Here is a 16,280-nt window from a genome sequence, read left to right as displayed (position 1 = left end):
CGGGACTCCTCAGGGGACGGGCGCCGGCTCGGCCGCGAGTTCCGTCAGGAACGACCGCAGTGACGCCGACGACGTGTAGTGGTGGCCGACCGCCCCGATCGCTTCCGCGCCGGTGGCGTTCTCGGCCCTGTTGTCCACGAACACCATCTGCTGCGGCTCGATTCCCAGACGCGCGCAGGTGTCGCGGTAGATGGATGCGGCGGGCTTCAGGACGTGCTCCTCGGCGCTCACGACGACGGTCTCGAACAGCGAGCCCATCGGGGAGCGTCGGTACGGGTCACCGAAGTCGAAGCCGGCGTTCGACAGCAGCGCCACCCGGGTGCCGGCGTCGTGCAGCTCCTCGACGATCGCCAGGGTCTCCGGTTCGACCTCGAACCACCCGGTGAAGTCGACGGCCCAGAACCGGTGGATGTCAGTGATGCTCCAGCTGCGTCCGACGCGCTCGCCGATCGCCCGCCAGTACGCCACGACGGAGAGGTCCCCACGGTCCAGGTCGTGGCGGAGCTCCTGGTAGACGGGGAACAGTTCGTCGGCCGGCACCCCCGTCAGCTCGACGAGTGCGTCACGGGACGCGTGCGGCGTCCGACTGATCACCTCGCCGTAGTCGAAGACCACCACGCGACCAGGCAGGAACAGGCTCATGCGCTCCACCGTAACGTGGGGCCGGTGAACGACTTCGTGCCCGTCCAGCCGTCCGATGCCGCCGCGTGGGTCACCGCGCCGACGGGGGAGTCCACCAAGTACCGCCGCGGGGTGCTCGGCATCGCGACCGGGTCCGACCAGTACCCGGGCGCCGCGGTGCTGGGCGTCGACGCCGCGGTGCACACCGGCGTCGGCATGGTCCGCTACGTCGGACCGTCGCGCGCCACCGACCACGTGCTCACCCGCCGCCCCGAGGCCGTGTCCGGCGTGGGACGCGTGCAGGCCTGGCTCGTCGGCTCGGGCATCTCGGCGTCGTCGCTCGGTGACCTGGACGACAGGACCGCCTCAGGCTTCCGGCACGCTTCCGACGACGGCGTGCCGGTCGTCGTCGACGCGGGCGCGATCCCGCTCGTCGACCTCGGCCCGCTCGCCGTCCTCACCCCGCACGCGGGGGAGCTCGCGTCGTTGCTCGGCGTCTCTCGCGATTCGGTCGAGCAGGGCCCGGCGGCCGCTGCCCTCCGTGCCGCCGAGCAGACCGGCAGCATCGTGCTGCTCAAGGGCGAGCGCACGCACGTGGTCACCCCGGACGGGTCGGTGCGGCTCGTGGCGTCGTCGGCGACGCCGTGGCTCGCGGCGGCCGGTGCCGGGGACGTGCTCGGCGGGGTGCTCGGGGCGCTCGTCGCCGCGCGGCAGGGTTCCGTCGAGGCTGCGGGGTCGTCGCTGACGCCGTCGGACCTCGCGCACCTGGCCGCGTCGGCTGCGGTCGTGCACGGGTTGGCGGCGCGGCGGGCGTCCGGCGGCGGCCCGTTCCCGATGACGGCGCTCATCGCCGAGCTGCCGGGGGTCGTGCGGGACCTGGTCGGGGGCGGCGACGCGCGCGGGTAGCGGTCGGTGCGGGCGCACCTTCCGACGATGCACGAGGTGATCGACGCGTGTTCCGTCGAAAGATGCGCACGCAACGGGTTCGTGCGCATGTTGCGACGAAACACCACCGGATCGACGGGTGGAAGGTCGCAACGTGCGCACGCATGCGCGAGGGGGCGCGGCCCGAGACGCGAGCGGGGACGGACGGGAGGCCCGGTGCCAGCTGGCACCGGGCCTCCCGTCCGCCCATCGCGCACGTCACGGGCGTGACGCGCGTCGCGGACGTCAGCTCGCGGGTGTCGCGTGCACCAGGAACTCGACCGTGCCGGAGTCGTCGACCTTCACGAAGCCGAGGCTCGGTGCCTGCACGTCGTAGTCCGAGAACGTGACCGGGATCGAGCCGGAGATGTCGACGCCGTCGCCGTTCAGGCCGACCTGCAGGTCGGCGGTGACGTCCTTCGTGACGCCGTGCAGCGTGAGCTTGCCGGTCGCGGTGACCGTCGTCGTGTCCGAGCCGCTGGGAACCGCGTCGGCGATCGGCTCGGTGAGTTCGAACGTGGCCTCGGGGAAGGCGGAGGTGTCCATCGCGGAGTCGCGGAAGTACGAGTCGCGCTGGTCGGAGTCGGTGGCGATGTCGGCGACCTGCACGGTGATCGTCGCCTTCGTGATGCTCGTGCCGTCGACGGTGGCGCTGCCGGAGACGCTGTCGGTGCGGCCCGTGACGGTGACGTCGGAGCCGTTCAGGACCTCGTGCAGGCGGTAGCCGGCCTCGGAGTCGCCGCCGACCGTCCAGTCGCCGGACAGATCGGAGTCGTCGAGGGTGGAGGCCTCGCGGCTGGCGGCCACGGACGGTGCCGCGGACGCCTTCGCGTTCTCGTTGCTCGTGTAGACGTTCGTCGCGACGATCGCCCCGATGACGCCGAGCACGACGACGGCGGCGATGACGGAGATCCAGATGACGGCCTTGCGGCGCTTGCGCGGGGGTTCGGTGGTCACGAGCAAGACGGTGACACGTCATGGTTGGGGGAGCCTGGGATTCTCAGCAGGTTGCGGTGTGCTCGCTGTCCGTGTGCTCGCTGCCGGTACGCCCGCTGCCGGTACGCTCGTCCGGTGCTGAGGACCGGGAACCCGTGGACCGAACGCGTCGGGTTCGTGTTGGCGTTCGCCGCCGTGCACGCGGCGCTGTGGTGGCTGACGGCCGTCTCGGCGAACCTGCCGCTCGGCGACGTCACCATCACGTACAGCCGGTGGATCGAGACCGGGCGGAGCGCGGACTTCTGGGTCGGCATCGACGGCGAGTGGGTCTACCCGATCCTGGCGATCGTGCCGATGGCCGCCGCGGCGCTCGGCGGCATCGCGTCGATCGGCTCCGGGTGGCTGCTGCTGATGGTCCTGCTCGATGCCGTGGCGTGCGCGTTCCTGTGGCGGTTCCGGGCGCGGGCCGCGCTCGGTTCGTCGGTGCGTGCGGGCGGCTCGTCGGCGGGCGGTGTGCGCGTCGTGTGGTGGTGGCTCGTCTTCCTGCTCGCGCTCGGTCCGATCGCCCTCGGGCGCATCGACACCGTGGCGACCGTGTTCGCACTGGTCGGGGTGGCGTTCGTCGCCTCGCGGCCGGCGGTCGCCTCGGCGCTCTTCGCCGCCGGTGCCTGGACGAAGGTCTGGCCGGCCGCCCTCGTCGGCGTGCTGCTGCTCCTGCGGAGGGGACACCGCCGCGGCGTGCTGTCGGGGGCGCTCGTGCTCAGCGCGCTCATCGTGCTCGTCGACGTGCTCTGGGGCGGCGCGCCGTACCTCCTGTCGTTCATCGGTGAGCAGACCGGGCGTGCGCTGCAGATCGAGTCGCCCCTCGCGACGCCGTTCATGTGGGCGGCGGCGTTCGGGGCTCCTGGTGCGGCCGTGTTCTACGACCAGCAGATCCTGACGTTCGAGGTCTCCGGTGCCGGCACGCACGCGGCGGCCGCGGTCTCGACGCCGCTGATGGCCCTCGTGGTCGTCGCCGGTGTCGTCCTCGCGCTGTGGGCCGCACGCCGCGGAGCCCGTCGGGCCGAGCTCGCGCCGGTCCTCGCGCTGCTGTTCGTCGCCGCGCTCATCGCCACCAACAAAGTTGGATCGCCGCAGTACATCGGCTGGCTCGCCGTGCCGATCGTGTGGGGACTGGCCGCCGGGACGCCGAGTGTGCGCCGGTTCGTGCCGATCGCGATCGCCGCGCTGCCCACCGCCGTGCTGACCCAGCTGATCTACCCGGCCTACTACGACCAGGTGCTCACGCTGCAGCCGTGGATGCTCGTGGTCCTGACGCTGCGGAACGTGCTCGAGGTGGCGATCCTGGCGTGGACCGTGGTCGAGCTGGTGCGGATGGGCCGGGGCGCGGGCAGGATGGACGCATGATCGTCGCCTTCTCCGTTGCTCCGTCCGGTGGTCCCTCCGAACAGGCGGACGGCTCCGTGCACGATGCCGTCGCCGCGGCCGTGCGAGTGGTCCGCGAGAGCGGCCTGCCGAACCGGACGTCGTCGATGTTCACGGAGCTCGAGGGGGAGTGGGACGAGGTCATGGACGTCGTCAAGCGCGCCACCGAGGCCGTGGGCGCCTACGGCTCGCGGGTGTCGCTCGTGCTCAAGGCCGACATCCGACCGGGGCACACCGGGGAGATCGACGGCAAGCTCGAGCGGCTCGAAGCGGCGCTCGGCGAGTAGCGCCCTCGCTCTTGCTCGGCGCTCGCGCTCAGCGCTTGTCGCGCCGCCGTGCCCGGGTCCGTCGGCGGGGGTCCGGCCCGAGCACCACGAGCACGGTGAGCAGCGCGATCCCGGCGAGCACGGCGATGAGCACGATCACCATGCCCATCGGATCGGTGGCGTCCTCGCAGTTCACGGGCGCGCCGGCGGGGCACGAGGCGAGCACGGTGGCGGCGAGGGACATGTGCTCATTGAACAACGAGGGCCCGCGCGACACGCCGTCGCCCTCCCGGGGATGTCGGTGGTCGGGTGTCTCATTGCCCGTGTCGAGCCACATCCGGTGGCCCCGAGACGACGAGGAGCGCGTGATGACCCACGACGGCTGGTGCCCTGACTGCGACCTGCAAACGGTCGTCATCGACACGGACGAACAGGGCGAGAACGCCTGGGCAACGTGCGTCGAGTGCGGCGTCGGCTGGACGCACCGCGACGAGCTGCCCGAACTCGCTCCCGCGTCGACGCGTCCCGCCCACACGGAGCGTCAGGCGGCCTGAGCCACCTCGGCGGTCCGCGCACGGCGACTTCCGTTCGGCCTTTGGAGCGGTCTACACTGCTCGGACCGGATGGTCGTCGCCACCCGGACCGTCCCGTTCGCTGCTGAACCCGGACCGGCACCCCGTTCGGGCGTGGCCGCGCTGTCGATCAGCACGTGGACCGCGACGATCGCGGATCGCCCCCGCCGACCCCGTCCAGCCGACACCCCGATCCGATGCCGCCCGTGCAGGACGTCGTCCGAGAACAGGCCCCATGTCACAGCTCACGCCTGCGCGTCGCACCGCCGCGCTCATCTCGCTCGCCCTCGGCGGCTTCGCCATCGGGTCGACCGAGTTCGTCGCGATGGGCCTGCTGCCGAACATTGCGCAGGCGCTGCTGCCGCAGCAGTACGGCGTCGACCCGGACGCCGGCATCGCGCACGCGGGCTGGCTCGTCAGCGCTTACGCTCTCGGCGTCGTGGTCGGTGCTCCCACCATCGCGGCGATGTCCGCGAAGTTCCCGCGCAAGGGTCTGATCCTCGTGCTGCTCGTCGGGTTCGTCCTCGCGACGATCGCGAGCGCACTGCTGCCGTCGTTCGGCCTGGTGCTCGTCGCCCGCTTCGTGGCCGGCCTGCCGCACGGCGCCTACTTCGGCATCGCATCGATCGTCGCCGGCGACATGATGGGCCCGGGCAAGCGCGGCAAGGGCATCGCGATGGTGCTGCTCGGCCTGTCGGTCGCGAACGTCGTCGGTGTCCCCGCGATGACCTGGGTCGGCCAGCTCGCCGGCTGGCGGATCGCGTACGGCGTGGTCGCCGCGCTCTTCGCGCTGACCTTCCTCGCCGTCGCGGCGTTCGTGCCGAAGAGCGCCCGTGACGAGCACGCGACGATCGGCCGGGAGCTCCGCGCCTTCCGTGTGCCGCAGGTCTGGATCGTGATGGGCCTCGGCGCCGTCGGGTTCGGTGGGTTCTTCGCCGTCTACTCGTACATCTCGCCGCTCGTGCAGCACGTCACCGGCATGCCGGAGTCGTTCGTGCCGATCGTCCTGGTGGTCGTCGGCATCGGCATGGTCGTCGGTGGTGTGCTGGGCGGACACCTCGCCGACCACAGCGTGAAGCGCACGATCTACTTCGGCATGTTCTCGCTCATCGGCGCCCTCCTGCTCACGGTGCTGACCGCGCAGTGGCTCTGGGGCATGCTCCTCGGCGCCTTCCTGCTCGGGGCGACCTCGTCGGCGATCCCGCCGGCGGTGCAGTCCCGGTTGATGGACGTCGCTGGCGACGCCCGGACGATCGCCGCGGCGCTCAACCACTCGGCGTTCAACATCGGCAACTCGCTCGGCGCGGCACTCGGCGGCGCGGTCATCGCGGCCGGCTTCGGGTTCGTCGCACCGGGCTGGCTCGGCATCGTCCTCGCGCTGCTCGGCGTCCTCGTCACGATGGTCAGCTACTCGGTCGAGCGTCGCACCACGCGCCGTGCTGCACTCCGTTCGTCGTCGCCGAGCACCGGTCCGATCACGGCGCCCGTTCCGATCCACTGACCGCACGCGGGCGACGCCAGGGCGGTTCGCGAAAGCGACAGTCTGCCGCGAACTGTTCACGGCAGACTGTCGCTTTCGCGGAACGGACCGCCGACATCGGCGGCACAGTGTCGCTGTGGCGGGACAGACCGCAGGTCGGCGCCGACCGCCGGACACGCGCGGTGGGCGTGCCCGCCCATCGGACGGGAGGCCCGTGGCGACGCCGCCACGGGCCTCCCGTCCGATGTGGGGTGCGGCAGACCGCCGCACGTGCGCCGCGCGCTACAGGCCCAGCGGGCCGCCGTCCTGCACGATGATGCCGTCGGTGATCGCGCGCTTCCGGAGCGCGACCTTCGTGCCGACGTCGAACCCGGCGACGCGGTACTTCTCGCGGATCCGCTTGAGGTAGCTCTTCGCGGTCTCCTCGGAGATGCCGAGCTGGTACGCGACGCTCTTGACGGGCTCGCCACCGCCGTACAGCGCCATGACGCGACGCTCCTGGGCGCTGAGCTTCGGCACGCCGCCGACGTCACCGCTGTTGATGGCCAGGTCGAGCTCGGCGGAGACGTACTGCTCGCCGCGCTGGGCGGAGCGGATCGCCTCGACGATCATGTCGGCGTCCTCGCTCTTCACCAGGTAGCCGAGGGCTCCGGCCCCCAGGGCCTCGCGCACGACGTTCGGCTCCGAGTACGTGCTCATCACGACCGTCTTCACCCCGGCGGTCTTGAGCGTCGAGATCTTCAGCGACACCGGGATGGAGTCCTTGAGGTCCAGGTCGAGCAGCACCACGTCCACCGGGAACGCCGGGCTCGTCAGGAGCTCGGGCCAGGTCGTGACCGCGGCGACCAGGGTGATGTCGTCGGCGGCGTTCCGGATCCACTCCGTGAGCGCGCCGAGGAGCATCCTGTGGTCGTCGACGAGTGCGAGTCGGATGGGTTCCTCTGGAGTCGCCATGCGGGCGTCCTTTCTCGGGGGCAGGTCGTGCCCGATCCTAGGAGGGCGGGGCACGTGGCTCGGGCAGGCTGTCCGGGTGTCCGGCAGCTACATCGACGGATGTCGGTCCACGACACAGTGCGCGACGATGTGGAGTGCGCCGTCGCGGACCGTCTCGGTGTACGGGCCGATGCGCTGCAGGGCGCTCCACGCGGTCGGGCCGAGCCTGCGGCGCTGGACGCCGCGGGACTCGATCACGACCGGCACGTCCATCCGCTCGTCGGTGACGGGGTGGCCGTCAGACCCGACCGGGCCGAGCGTGACCGAGACGACCGGCAGGCCGGGGGTGGCGGTGCGGCCGTCGCCGACCATCTGCCACAGGGCCTGCAGCAGTCCGTCGCGCTGGGCGGGGGTGAGGTGTCCGGCGAGGGCGCCCGGATCGGCGACGCTCACCGAACGCCCGAGGTGGTCGGACTCCGTGATCGCGTGGTAGAGCCAGGTCTCGCGTCGGCCCTCGATGAGGTGCAGGCGGAGCTCGGTCGCGAGCGAGGCCGCGACGGAACTCGAGGCGTCCGACAGCGGCAGGGGATCGGTGCCGTTCGCGACGGCGTCGAGCAGCTTCTCGGCGGCCAGGTCGAGTCGTGCGAGCTCGTCCGAGGCGAGCATGCCGACGGCGAACTGCGGCGCCTGCACGTTGCTCTGCACGAGCACGCGGTCGAGCTCTCGCTGCACGAGCTGCCGGAACCGCTGCACGACGTACAGGGCGATCGACGGCGGCACGACGACCAGGGCGAGCAGGGACACGATGCCGGGCAGCGTGTCGTTCGTGATCGGGGTCGATGCGATGCTCATGCCGATGAACGCCAGGCCGAGCACCGCGATGGCGGCGGCGACTTCACGGGCGGGCCGGAGCGTGGCGATCGGCAGCAGCGCGAAGCCCGCGGCGATCGACGCCGACGCCGTGTGCGCGATGTCGTGCTCGGGCCAGATCCCGATGAAGTCGAGGGTCACCACGCACGCGAGCACGACGCAGATCAGCACGAACGCCAGTCCGGTCAACCGCTCGCCGTAGGTCAGCACGCTCAGGCCGACACCGACCGCGGCGACGAGGTAGAGCGCCCACGCCGCGGCGGGCAACCACGGGTCGGAGAAGTCGGACCAGCGGACCAGGAAGTACACGATGCCGGACACGGCCTCGATCGCGGTGAGCACCGCGGCGCCGAGGCCGAGGTAGCCGGCACCGAGCGAGGCGCCGGGCTTGGCGGCTTGGCGGAGCGACCGTGCGCCCGTCGAGGTCGAGGGGAGTCCGCGGGCCTGCCGGCGTTCGCTGGTGCGGTAGCGCTCGCGCGCCTCGCGGCGGGTGCGGGGCGGCTGCTGGCCGCTGGACTCACCGGGCAGGCCGCGGCTGATGGTGTCCTCGGGGACCCGGGTCATCGCGGTGCCTCCAGGACGACGGTGGTGCCGGAACCCGGCGCGGAGAAGAGCTTGGCGTCGCCGCCGACCTCGCGCAGACGGCTCACGACGCTCTCCTTGAAGCCGAGTCGTTCGGCGCTGACGGTGGTCAGGTCGAACCCGACACCGGAGTCCGTGACCATGGCACGCACCATGTCGTTGTCGTGGACGATCGTGACGTGCGCCTCGCCGACACCGGCGTGCCGGCGGACGTTCTCGAGGCACTCGCCGAGGGCCAGCAGGAAGGCGTCGAGCACGTGCGACGGCAGCAGCACCTGGCCGGTGCCGTGCCAACTGACCTCGAGGCCCATCCGGCCGAAGCGCTGCTTCACCGACTCGAGGGTCTGGCCGAGCGGCGACTCCTCTTCGCGGGTGAGTGAGTAGTCGCCCGACTGCGACGGCTGCGGGGTCGCGCCGAGACGCAGGTGGCGCAGGAGTCGGGCGTCCTCGGCGGCCTGCTCGCGCATCGCCTGCTCGGAGACCCCGACGCCCGAGTGGGCGAGGAGCGTGAGCGTCGCGAGGACCGTGTCGTGCAGCAGCCGAGCGCCCTGCCGCCGCTGTGCCTCGGTCTCGCTCGCCTGGCGTTCGGCGCGGTGCGCGGTGCCGATGCTGTAGATCCGTCGCGCGACGCGGGGGATGCTGCGCGAGATCCAGACGGCCACCACCGCGATGAGCACCCAGCCGAGCAGGGCGCCGCTGACGGGCGTCGACAGGAACCCGCCGGTCGCCCAGACCATCACGACCACGACGACACCACCGGCGGCGATCGTGAGCCCGAGGCCGACCGGCTGCCCGCGCTGCGCCATCAACGGTGCGGACAGCGAACCGCCGGCGAGCGTCATGACGGCACTGGCGACGAGCGGGCGGACCGACTCGTCCGCCCCGGAGAACAGGATCGCGAGGGACGCGAGCCCCGTCACGAGGATCGCGGCGGTCCACCACACGGTGCCGCTGCGCCCGAAGAACACGAACGACGTCACCATCGCGGCGATGCAGAGCAGGGCGCCCACGAGCGGCAGAGCGGGGACCGCGGCGGCGGAGACCACGCCGACGACGCTGACGAGCGCGCAGACGATGCCCACGACACGGGTCGTCGCCCGCAGCAAGCGGTCGCGTTCCTGTGCGATGAAGTCCATCGATGTCCTGGTTGGTGACGAGCTGGTGTGACGGGTCGTGCGGGGAAACCGAGCCTCGTTCAGTCCGGGCTCGCAGCCATCCAACCACGGGCGACACCCGTTGGGGGGTGTTCGGCGCGCCGTGCCGCGCGTGCCGCGCGTGCCGGGCATGCCGTGGTGCGTACCGCGCGCGCCGCGCTCAGTCGTCGAGCAATCGCCGCAGGTGCGCGCCGACCTGCTCGTGCTCGATGAGGAACCCGTCGTGCCCGAACTCGCTCTCGATCACGGCGGCCGTGTCCCCGTCGACCGTGTCCGGGACCCCGGCGGCGATCCGGTGCTGGTCCTCGATCGGGAACAGCCGGTCGCTCGAGATCCCCACGACGAGCGTGCGCGCCGTCACGAGTTCGAGCGCCGCCGCGACACCGCCCCGCCCCGCGCCGACGTCGTGCGAGTCCATCGCGTGCGTGAGCGTGATGTACGACGATGCGTCGAAACGCCGGGTGAACTTGTTGCCGTGGAAGTCGAGGTAGCTCTCCACCGAGAACCGCCCGTCGTCGCCGAGCGGTGAGACGTCGCTCTGCCAGGACCGGGCGAACCGGCCGTTCAGCTCGTCGGACGCCCGGTAGGTCATCAGCGCCATCCGCCGCGCGAGCGCCAGCCCGCGGTGCGGTCCCTCGCCGGCGTGGGCCTCGTAGTAGTCGCCGCCGGCGAACGCCGGGTCCATCTGGATCGCCGAGCGCTGTAGCGAGTTCGCCGCGATCTGGTCCGCCGTGGTCTGCGCCGTCGACGCCAGCACCGCCAACCGCTGGACGCGCGCGGGGTGCGACACCGCGAACTCGAGGGCGTGCATCCCGCCCATCGACCCGCCGACGACGGCCGCGAACACGTCGATGCCGAGCCGGTCTGCGAGCTGGCGCTGCACCTCGACCTGGTCGCGGACGGTGACGAACGGGAACCGCGAGCCCCACTCGACCCCGGTGGGGGACACCGACGACGGCCCGGTCGTGCCCTGGCAGCCACCGAGCATGTTCGGAGCGATCACGAACCACTCGTCGGTGTCGATCGCCAAGCCGGGACCGACGACGTCGCTCCACCAGCCGGCGGTGCGGTGTCCCGGACCGGGAGCGCCGGCGACGTGGGAGTCGCCGGTCAGGGCGTGGAAGAGCAGGACGGCGTTGTCGCGTGCCGCGTTGAGCGTGCCCCACGTCTCGTAGGCGACGCGCACGGCCGGCAGGCGCCCGCCGCGCACCCACTGCTCGCCGAGGGACACGAAGTGCCGCGCACCCGGGTGGTCGCCGGGGCGCCATGCGCCCGTGACGGGCGGCTTGCCGAGGGTGCCGAGTTCGGCGCCGGGCACCAGGGTGGACGGCACGGAGTCCTCGGGGGTCGTCTGCCAGTCCATGGTGGGTCCAGTCTGCCGGGAGGCGCGGCTCGCCGCCGCCGTGTTACGTCACGTCCGCCCCGTGGCCGGGTCTCCGGCCGCGCTCGCCGTTCGCGTGCGTGCGCATGTTCCGACATCGTGCGCGTTGTTCGACTCGTGGATCGTCGCACCATGCACACGCACCGGATGCGTGCACAACCAGCGACGTCCCACGAGTCGATCGACTCGTGGGACGTCGCAACATGCACACGCATCGAGCGCGCCGTGCCTCGGTGCCCCGGGGCGGCGAACGCTACGCGCGCTGCCCCTCCTGCGAGACCGCACGGGCCGCGGCGAGTCCGGCCTCGAGGTCGGCCTTCAGGTCCTCGATGTTCTCGATGCCGACGGACAGCCGCACCAGGCCCGGCGTGACCCCGGTGGTGAGCTGCTGCTCGGGCGTGAGCTGCGAGTGGGTGGTCGACGCCGGGTGGATCACGAGCGAGCGCACGTCGCCGATGTTCGCCAGGTGCGAGAACAGCTGCAGGTTGTCGACGAACGCCTTGCCCGCCGGCACGCCGCCCTTGAGCTCGAACGACAGCACGGCGCCGACGCCCTTCGGCGCGTACCGGTTCGCCGCGGCGTACCAGGGCGACGTCGGCAGGCCGGCGTAGGCGACGGTGGCGACGTCCGGGTGGCGGTCGAGCCACTCGGCGATCTCCTGCGCGTTCGACACGTGGCGCTCGATGCGGAGCGACAGGGTCTCGATGCCCTGCAGCAGCGCGAACGCCGTGTCCGCCGAGTTCGACGCCCCGAGGTCGCGCAGCAGCTGCACGCGCGCCTTCACGATGTAGGCGAGCTCGTTGCCGACCGCCTCCGCGAAGACCGCACCGTGGTACGACGGGTCGGGCGTGTTGAACTCCGGGAACTTGTCCGGGTGCTGCGACCAGGCGAACTTCCCGCCGTCGACGATGATGCCGCCGATGACGGTGCCGTGGCCACCGAGGAACTTCGTGGCCGAGTGCACGACGATGTCGGCCCCGTGCTCGAACGGACGGATCAGGTACGGCGTCGCGATCGTGTTGTCGACGATCAGCGGGACGCCGGACTCGTGTGCGACGTCGCTGACGCCGGTGATGTCGAGGACGTTGATCTTCGGATTGCCGATGGTCTCGGCGAAGAACAGCTTCGTGTTCGGGCGGACGGCGCGGCGCCACTCCTCGAGGTCGTCCTGGTCCTCGACGAACGTGGTCTCGATGCCGAGCTTCGCCAGCGTGTACTTGAACAGGTTGTACGTGCCGCCGTAGATCGACGACGACGACACGATGTGGTCGCCCGCCCCCGCGATGTTCAGCACGGCGTACGTCTCCGCCGCCTGACCGGACGCCACGAGGAGTGCGCCGCTGCCGCCCTCGAGTGCCGCGATGCGCTGCTCCACGACGTCGTTCGTCGGGTTCATGATCCGGGAGTAGATGTTGCCCGGCTTGGCGAGGGCGAACAGGTCGCGAGCCTCGTCCGAGTTCGCGAAGACGTACGAGGTCGTCTTGTAGATCGGGGTGGCGCGGGCGCCCGTGGTCGGGTCCGGCTGTGCGCCGGCGTGGACCTGGGTGGTCTCGAACCGCCACTGCGCGGCGTCGTGCTCGGTCATCTTGGTGCTCCTGTCCGGTGCGGCTGGTCGTCGGGTCGCCTTGCGCTCGGCCTGGAGGCGCGGCGCTGCTTCGCGTCGGCACTCACGGTACGCAGGTGGTCGCGCTGGTACCAGCGCACCCGCCTCGGGACGTAACGCGCACGCCCGGCGCGCCACGGGCCTCCCGTCCGAGCCTGCGCGCTCGTCTGACGACGGCGACCGAGCGGGGACGTCACCGATCGCGGCGGAACAGCCAGCCGACGTTCGGTTCCAGCAGCCAGCGCATCCCGCGCCGCACGAAGGGCTGGGCGAGGAAGAGACTGACCGCGCAGGCGATCGCGACCATCAGCAGCACGAACGGCCACGCGGAGTGCGGGCCGGCGAGCACACCGGACTCGCGGATCGGGTAGAGCACGAAGGTGTGCAGCAGGTAGACGTACATGGTCGCCGCGCCGAACTGCGTGAGCCAGATGTTCCGGCGGGGGATGAGCACCAGGAACGACGCGGTCAGCAGCGACGCGAGCAGCATCAGGCCGAAACGGACGGCTCCGGCCCACCAGGCGTCCTCGCCGAGACCCGAGTACGAGTCGTCGTAGAAGAACCAGTGGTGCAGGTCGAACTCCTTGAACTGCGGGATCCACACCGCACACGACACCGCCCAGGCGGCGAACACCACGGCGGCGGCGACGCGGACCCGGACCACCACGCGACGCGAGGCCTCGTACCAGCGGTCGAAGAGCCCCCACTGCTTGACCTGCCACCCGAGCAGGAAGAACGGCAGCAGGCTGATGGCGCGGGACAGCGAGAGCGTCGAGTCCACGTTGTCGAAGTAGCCGACGCCGATGCTGAACACGACGGCCCAGAACAACGGCCACCGCAACTGTGCGAGGTACGGCAGGATCAGCTTGAAGATGCCGAGGGCCAGCAGGAACCAGAGGGTCCAGGTCGGCTGGGTCGGGTTGAAGTCCTTGCCGCCCTCGACGATGCCCTGCACCACGGTCCAGATCGTCTGCATGATGATGTACGGCACGACGATGTCGGTGATCGTGCGGCGCATGCGCTTCGCCGTCGGGGTGTCCGCCGACGAGAAGTACCCGCTGATCACACCGAACGCGGGCATGTGGAACGCGTAGATGAACGTGTAGAGCGCCAGGGCGTGCTCGCTCGCCGTTGTCTGGCGCTGGATCGCGTGACCGATCACCACGAGCGTCACGGCGACGAACCGCGCGGTGTCCCACATGGGGATACGGCGCGGTGCCCGGCCGGGTTCGAGCTGCGTCGCCGGGGCCGAGGGTGCGGGAGGGGCGGCATCCGTCGTCATCGTCGGTCACGTTACCGGATCGTGACCTGGGAGGGTCGGTACGGTGGGGGTCCTGGGCGAGCAGTCGTCCAGGAACCGGGGCGATCAGTCGCCCGGTCACCGACCCAGGAGGCAGATCACATGGCAGCACGGCGCGCAGTCGTCACCGGAGCGAGCTCGGGCATCGGGGCGGCCACCGTCCGGCTGTTCCGGTCGCGGGGCTGGGACGTGCTGGCCGTCGCCCGCCGAGCGGCGAAGCTCGAGGCGCTCGCCGCGGAGACCGGTGCCGAGGTCCTGGTGGCGGACATCACGAGCGCTGCCGACGTCGAGGCGCTCGCCGCCCGCGTCGCCGAGCTCGGCGGCGCCGACGTCCTGGTGAACAACGCCGGTGGCGCGTTCGGCTCGGCCAGCGTCGAGGAGTCGGACGTCGACGACTGGCGTGCCATGTTCGAGGTCAACGTGATCGGCACGAAGCGTGTCGTCGCCGCGCTGCTGCCGCACCTGCGGGACCGTGCCCGTGCGACCGGTGGAGCCGACATCGTCACGGTGACGAGCACGGCCGGGTTCGTGGCGTACGAGAACGGTGGCGGCTACAACGCCGCGAAGTTCGCCGAGCACGCCCTGGTCGGCGCGCTCCGGCTCGAGCTGAACGGCGAACCGATCCGCGTCGTCGAGATCGCCCCCGGACTGGTGAAGACCGACGAGTTCGCGCTCACCCGGTTCCGCGGCGACGAGCAGAAGGCCGCAGCGGTCTACGACGACGTGCCGGGCCCGCTCGTGGCCGACGACGTCGCCGAGGCGATCGTGCACGCGGTGGAGCTGCCGGCGCACGTGAACCTCGACCTGGTCACGATCCGGCCGGTCGCGCAGTCGGCGCAGCACAAGCTCGCGCGCGGAACGCTCACGCCGCGCTGAGCCGCCGCGCTGATCCCCTGCGCAGCGCCCACGCTGATCCGCTGCGCAGCGCCCGGGCGGCGACCACGGGTCGCGGGCGCGGGGTCCCTGCCGGTACCGTGGTCGGATGCCGATCAGCAGCGAACCCGAGCCCACGGCGCCGGCTCAGTCGACCGTGACCGTGACGAGCGGGCCCGAGGTGCTCGGATGGCTGGAGTTCGGTGACGCCGCACGCCTGCTCGCGAAGGACGTGCTGTCCTCCGGCTTCGAGCCCGAGGTCGTCGTCGCCGTCGCCCGTGGCGGGCTGATCATCGCCGGTGCCGTGGCGTACGCGCTCGGCACCAAGGAGTGCGGCTCGATCAACGTCGAGTTCTACACCGACGTCGAGCAGCGCCTGGACGAGCCCGTCGTGCTCGCACCCGCGCTCGACGCCCCGAGCCTGGCCGGCAAGCGCGTGCTCGTCGTCGACGACGTGTCGGACTCCGGTCGGACCCTGCGCCTGGTGGTCGACATCATCCGGAACGCCGGTGCCGACGTCCGCAGCGCGTGCCTGTACTCGAAGCCCGGCACCGTCCTCGAGCCCGACCACGTCTGGCGCCGGGTCGACGGCTGGATCACGTTCCCGTGGAGCGCCCTCGCACCGGTGACGGCCGAGTCGTGAGCATCCACCTCGTCGGCGGCGGACGCTTCGCCGCCTCGGACGCAGCAGCGCCCTTCCTCGCCGAGGCCACCGCACGGTCGGCTGCCGTCGGCCGGACGGTCCCGCGCATCGCCCTGCTCTCCGTCGCCGGCCCCGACGGCGGCAGCCCGTCGTCGACCGCCGACATCGCCGAGGTGCTCGGAGGTGCCCGCGTGGCCGAGGTCGTCGTGACCGAGGTCGCGGCCGGCCAGGTGTTCGACACGACCGTGCTGAGCGACGTCGACGCGCTCGTCGTCGGTGGCGGCGTCACGCCCGATTACCTCGGCGCGATCGCCCCGCTCGTCGACCAGCTCCGGTTGCTCGTCGCCGACGGTCTGCCCTACCTGGGCTACTCCGCCGGCGCGATGATCGCCGCCGACCGCGCGCTCGTCGGCGGCTGGCGCATCGGCGGCGTCGAGATCTGCCCCGAGGAAGCCTCCGAGGGCCTCGACGAGGTCGAGCTCCGCGAGGGCCTCGGCCTGGTCGACCTGACCATCGACGTCCACGCGGTGCAGGCCGGCACGCTCGCCCGCCTCATCGCCAGCGCCGAAGCCGAGTTCGTCACCGCCGGCCTGGCGATCGACGAGGACACCGCACTCGTCGTCGGCGAGGGCGCGCTCGAGGTCCGGGGCACCGGCAGCGTCTGGCGCGTCATGGCCGGCGAGGAGTCCGTGGCCGTCGCCACGATGGGCGCGTAGC

Annotated in this window: 17 protein-coding genes; 8 read left to right on the top strand and 9 right to left on the bottom strand. The window is 71.7% G+C overall.

Features of this window, described 5'->3' with window-relative positions:
- Nucleotides 1-9: 9 nt before the first annotated feature.
- Nucleotides 10-642, bottom strand: a complete 633-nt coding sequence (locus ACXKZB_RS11535) for an HAD family hydrolase (protein ID WP_340196345.1) — start codon at nt 640-642, stop codon at nt 10-12.
- 24 nt (nt 643-666) lie between these two features.
- On the opposite strand from ACXKZB_RS11535, the gene ACXKZB_RS11530 reads away from it, so the two are divergent.
- Entirely contained in the window at nt 667-1,527 is an 861-nt protein-coding gene (locus ACXKZB_RS11530) for an ADP-dependent NAD(P)H-hydrate dehydratase (protein ID WP_488823213.1), read from the top strand.
- 264 nt (nt 1,528-1,791) lie between these two features.
- On the opposite strand, the gene ACXKZB_RS11525 is transcribed toward ACXKZB_RS11530, so the two are convergent.
- Nucleotides 1,792-2,502, bottom strand: a complete 711-nt coding sequence (locus ACXKZB_RS11525) for a YceI family protein (protein WP_488823212.1) — start codon at nt 2,500-2,502, stop codon at nt 1,792-1,794.
- Nucleotides 2,503-2,616: 114 nt separating this feature from the next.
- Here ACXKZB_RS11525 and ACXKZB_RS11520 point away from each other — a divergent pair, with 114 nt between their 5' ends.
- Together ACXKZB_RS11520 and ACXKZB_RS11515 are read left to right on the top strand one after the other, a co-directional pair.
- Entirely contained in the window at nt 2,617-3,888 is a 1,272-nt protein-coding gene (locus ACXKZB_RS11520; protein ID WP_488823211.1) for a glycosyltransferase 87 family protein, read from the top strand.
- Entirely contained in the window at nt 3,885-4,193 is a 309-nt protein-coding gene (locus tag ACXKZB_RS11515; protein ID WP_488823210.1) for a thiamine-binding protein, read from the top strand. Before ACXKZB_RS11520 ends, ACXKZB_RS11515 begins: the two co-directional genes overlap by 4 nt.
- 28 nt (nt 4,194-4,221) lie before the next feature.
- On the opposite strand, the gene ACXKZB_RS11510 is transcribed toward ACXKZB_RS11515, so the two are convergent.
- On the bottom strand, nt 4,222-4,416 hold the full coding sequence (locus tag ACXKZB_RS11510; RefSeq protein WP_148061747.1) for a hypothetical protein: 195 nt from the start codon (nt 4,414-4,416) through the stop codon (nt 4,222-4,224).
- A gap of 124 nt (nt 4,417-4,540) precedes the next feature.
- Here ACXKZB_RS11510 and ACXKZB_RS11505 point away from each other — a divergent pair, with 124 nt between their 5' ends.
- The gene (locus tag ACXKZB_RS11505) at nt 4,541-4,726 is read left to right on the top strand and encodes a hypothetical protein (RefSeq protein WP_488823209.1); all 186 of its coding nucleotides are present in this window, start codon (nt 4,541-4,543) and stop codon (nt 4,724-4,726) included.
- 253 nt (nt 4,727-4,979) lie between these two features.
- Complete coding sequence (locus ACXKZB_RS11500; RefSeq protein ID WP_488823208.1) at nt 4,980-6,245, top strand: MFS transporter; 1,266 nt, start codon at nt 4,980-4,982, stop codon at nt 6,243-6,245.
- Between the two features lie 261 nt (nt 6,246-6,506).
- On the opposite strand, the gene ACXKZB_RS11495 is transcribed toward ACXKZB_RS11500, so the two are convergent.
- From ACXKZB_RS11495 to ACXKZB_RS11470, 6 genes are all read right to left on the bottom strand, one after another.
- Nucleotides 6,507-7,178 (bottom strand): response regulator transcription factor, encoded by a 672-nt coding sequence (locus ACXKZB_RS11495; protein WP_123312345.1) that lies wholly within the window; start codon nt 7,176-7,178, stop codon nt 6,507-6,509.
- 87 nt (nt 7,179-7,265) lie between these two features.
- The gene (locus ACXKZB_RS11490; RefSeq protein WP_488823207.1) at nt 7,266-8,591 is read right to left on the bottom strand and encodes a hypothetical protein; all 1,326 of its coding nucleotides are present in this window, start codon (nt 8,589-8,591) and stop codon (nt 7,266-7,268) included.
- Nucleotides 8,588-9,745 carry a sensor histidine kinase gene (locus tag ACXKZB_RS11485; RefSeq protein WP_488823206.1) on the bottom strand — a complete coding sequence of 386 codons (1,158 nt, stop codon included), beginning with the start codon at nt 9,743-9,745 and terminating at the stop codon, nt 8,588-8,590. The genes ACXKZB_RS11490 and ACXKZB_RS11485 overlap by 4 nt, the downstream gene beginning before the upstream one ends.
- A gap of 178 nt (nt 9,746-9,923) precedes the next feature.
- Nucleotides 9,924-11,126: a homoserine O-acetyltransferase MetX gene (metX, locus tag ACXKZB_RS11480; RefSeq protein WP_488823205.1), complete on the bottom strand. Its 1,203-nt coding sequence runs from the start codon at nt 11,124-11,126 to the stop codon at nt 9,924-9,926.
- Nucleotides 11,127-11,397: 271 nt separating this feature from the next.
- The gene (locus ACXKZB_RS11475) at nt 11,398-12,729 is read right to left on the bottom strand and encodes a bifunctional o-acetylhomoserine/o-acetylserine sulfhydrylase (RefSeq protein ID WP_123312349.1); all 1,332 of its coding nucleotides are present in this window, start codon (nt 12,727-12,729) and stop codon (nt 11,398-11,400) included.
- 211 nt (nt 12,730-12,940) lie between these two features.
- On the bottom strand, nt 12,941-14,029 hold the full coding sequence (locus ACXKZB_RS11470) for an acyltransferase family protein (protein ID WP_488823204.1): 1,089 nt from the start codon (nt 14,027-14,029) through the stop codon (nt 12,941-12,943).
- A gap of 120 nt (nt 14,030-14,149) precedes the next feature.
- Here ACXKZB_RS11470 and ACXKZB_RS11465 point away from each other — a divergent pair, with 120 nt between their 5' ends.
- From ACXKZB_RS11465 to ACXKZB_RS11455, 3 genes are all read left to right on the top strand, one after another.
- The gene (locus ACXKZB_RS11465; RefSeq protein WP_340196335.1) at nt 14,150-14,923 is read left to right on the top strand and encodes an SDR family oxidoreductase; all 774 of its coding nucleotides are present in this window, start codon (nt 14,150-14,152) and stop codon (nt 14,921-14,923) included.
- A gap of 106 nt (nt 14,924-15,029) precedes the next feature.
- Entirely contained in the window at nt 15,030-15,563 is a 534-nt protein-coding gene (locus ACXKZB_RS11460; protein ID WP_173168683.1) for a phosphoribosyltransferase, read from the top strand.
- Entirely contained in the window at nt 15,560-16,279 is a 720-nt protein-coding gene (locus ACXKZB_RS11455; protein WP_488823203.1) for a Type 1 glutamine amidotransferase-like domain-containing protein, read from the top strand. The genes ACXKZB_RS11460 and ACXKZB_RS11455 overlap by 4 nt, the downstream gene beginning before the upstream one ends.
- Nucleotide 16,280: the final 1 nt, after the last annotated feature.

The sequence above is a fragment of the Curtobacterium sp. ABR8 genome, from assembly GCF_057812125.1.
The sequence above is the reverse complement of the archived record's forward strand: the minus strand, read 5'-3'. Positions and strand labels throughout refer to the sequence as shown.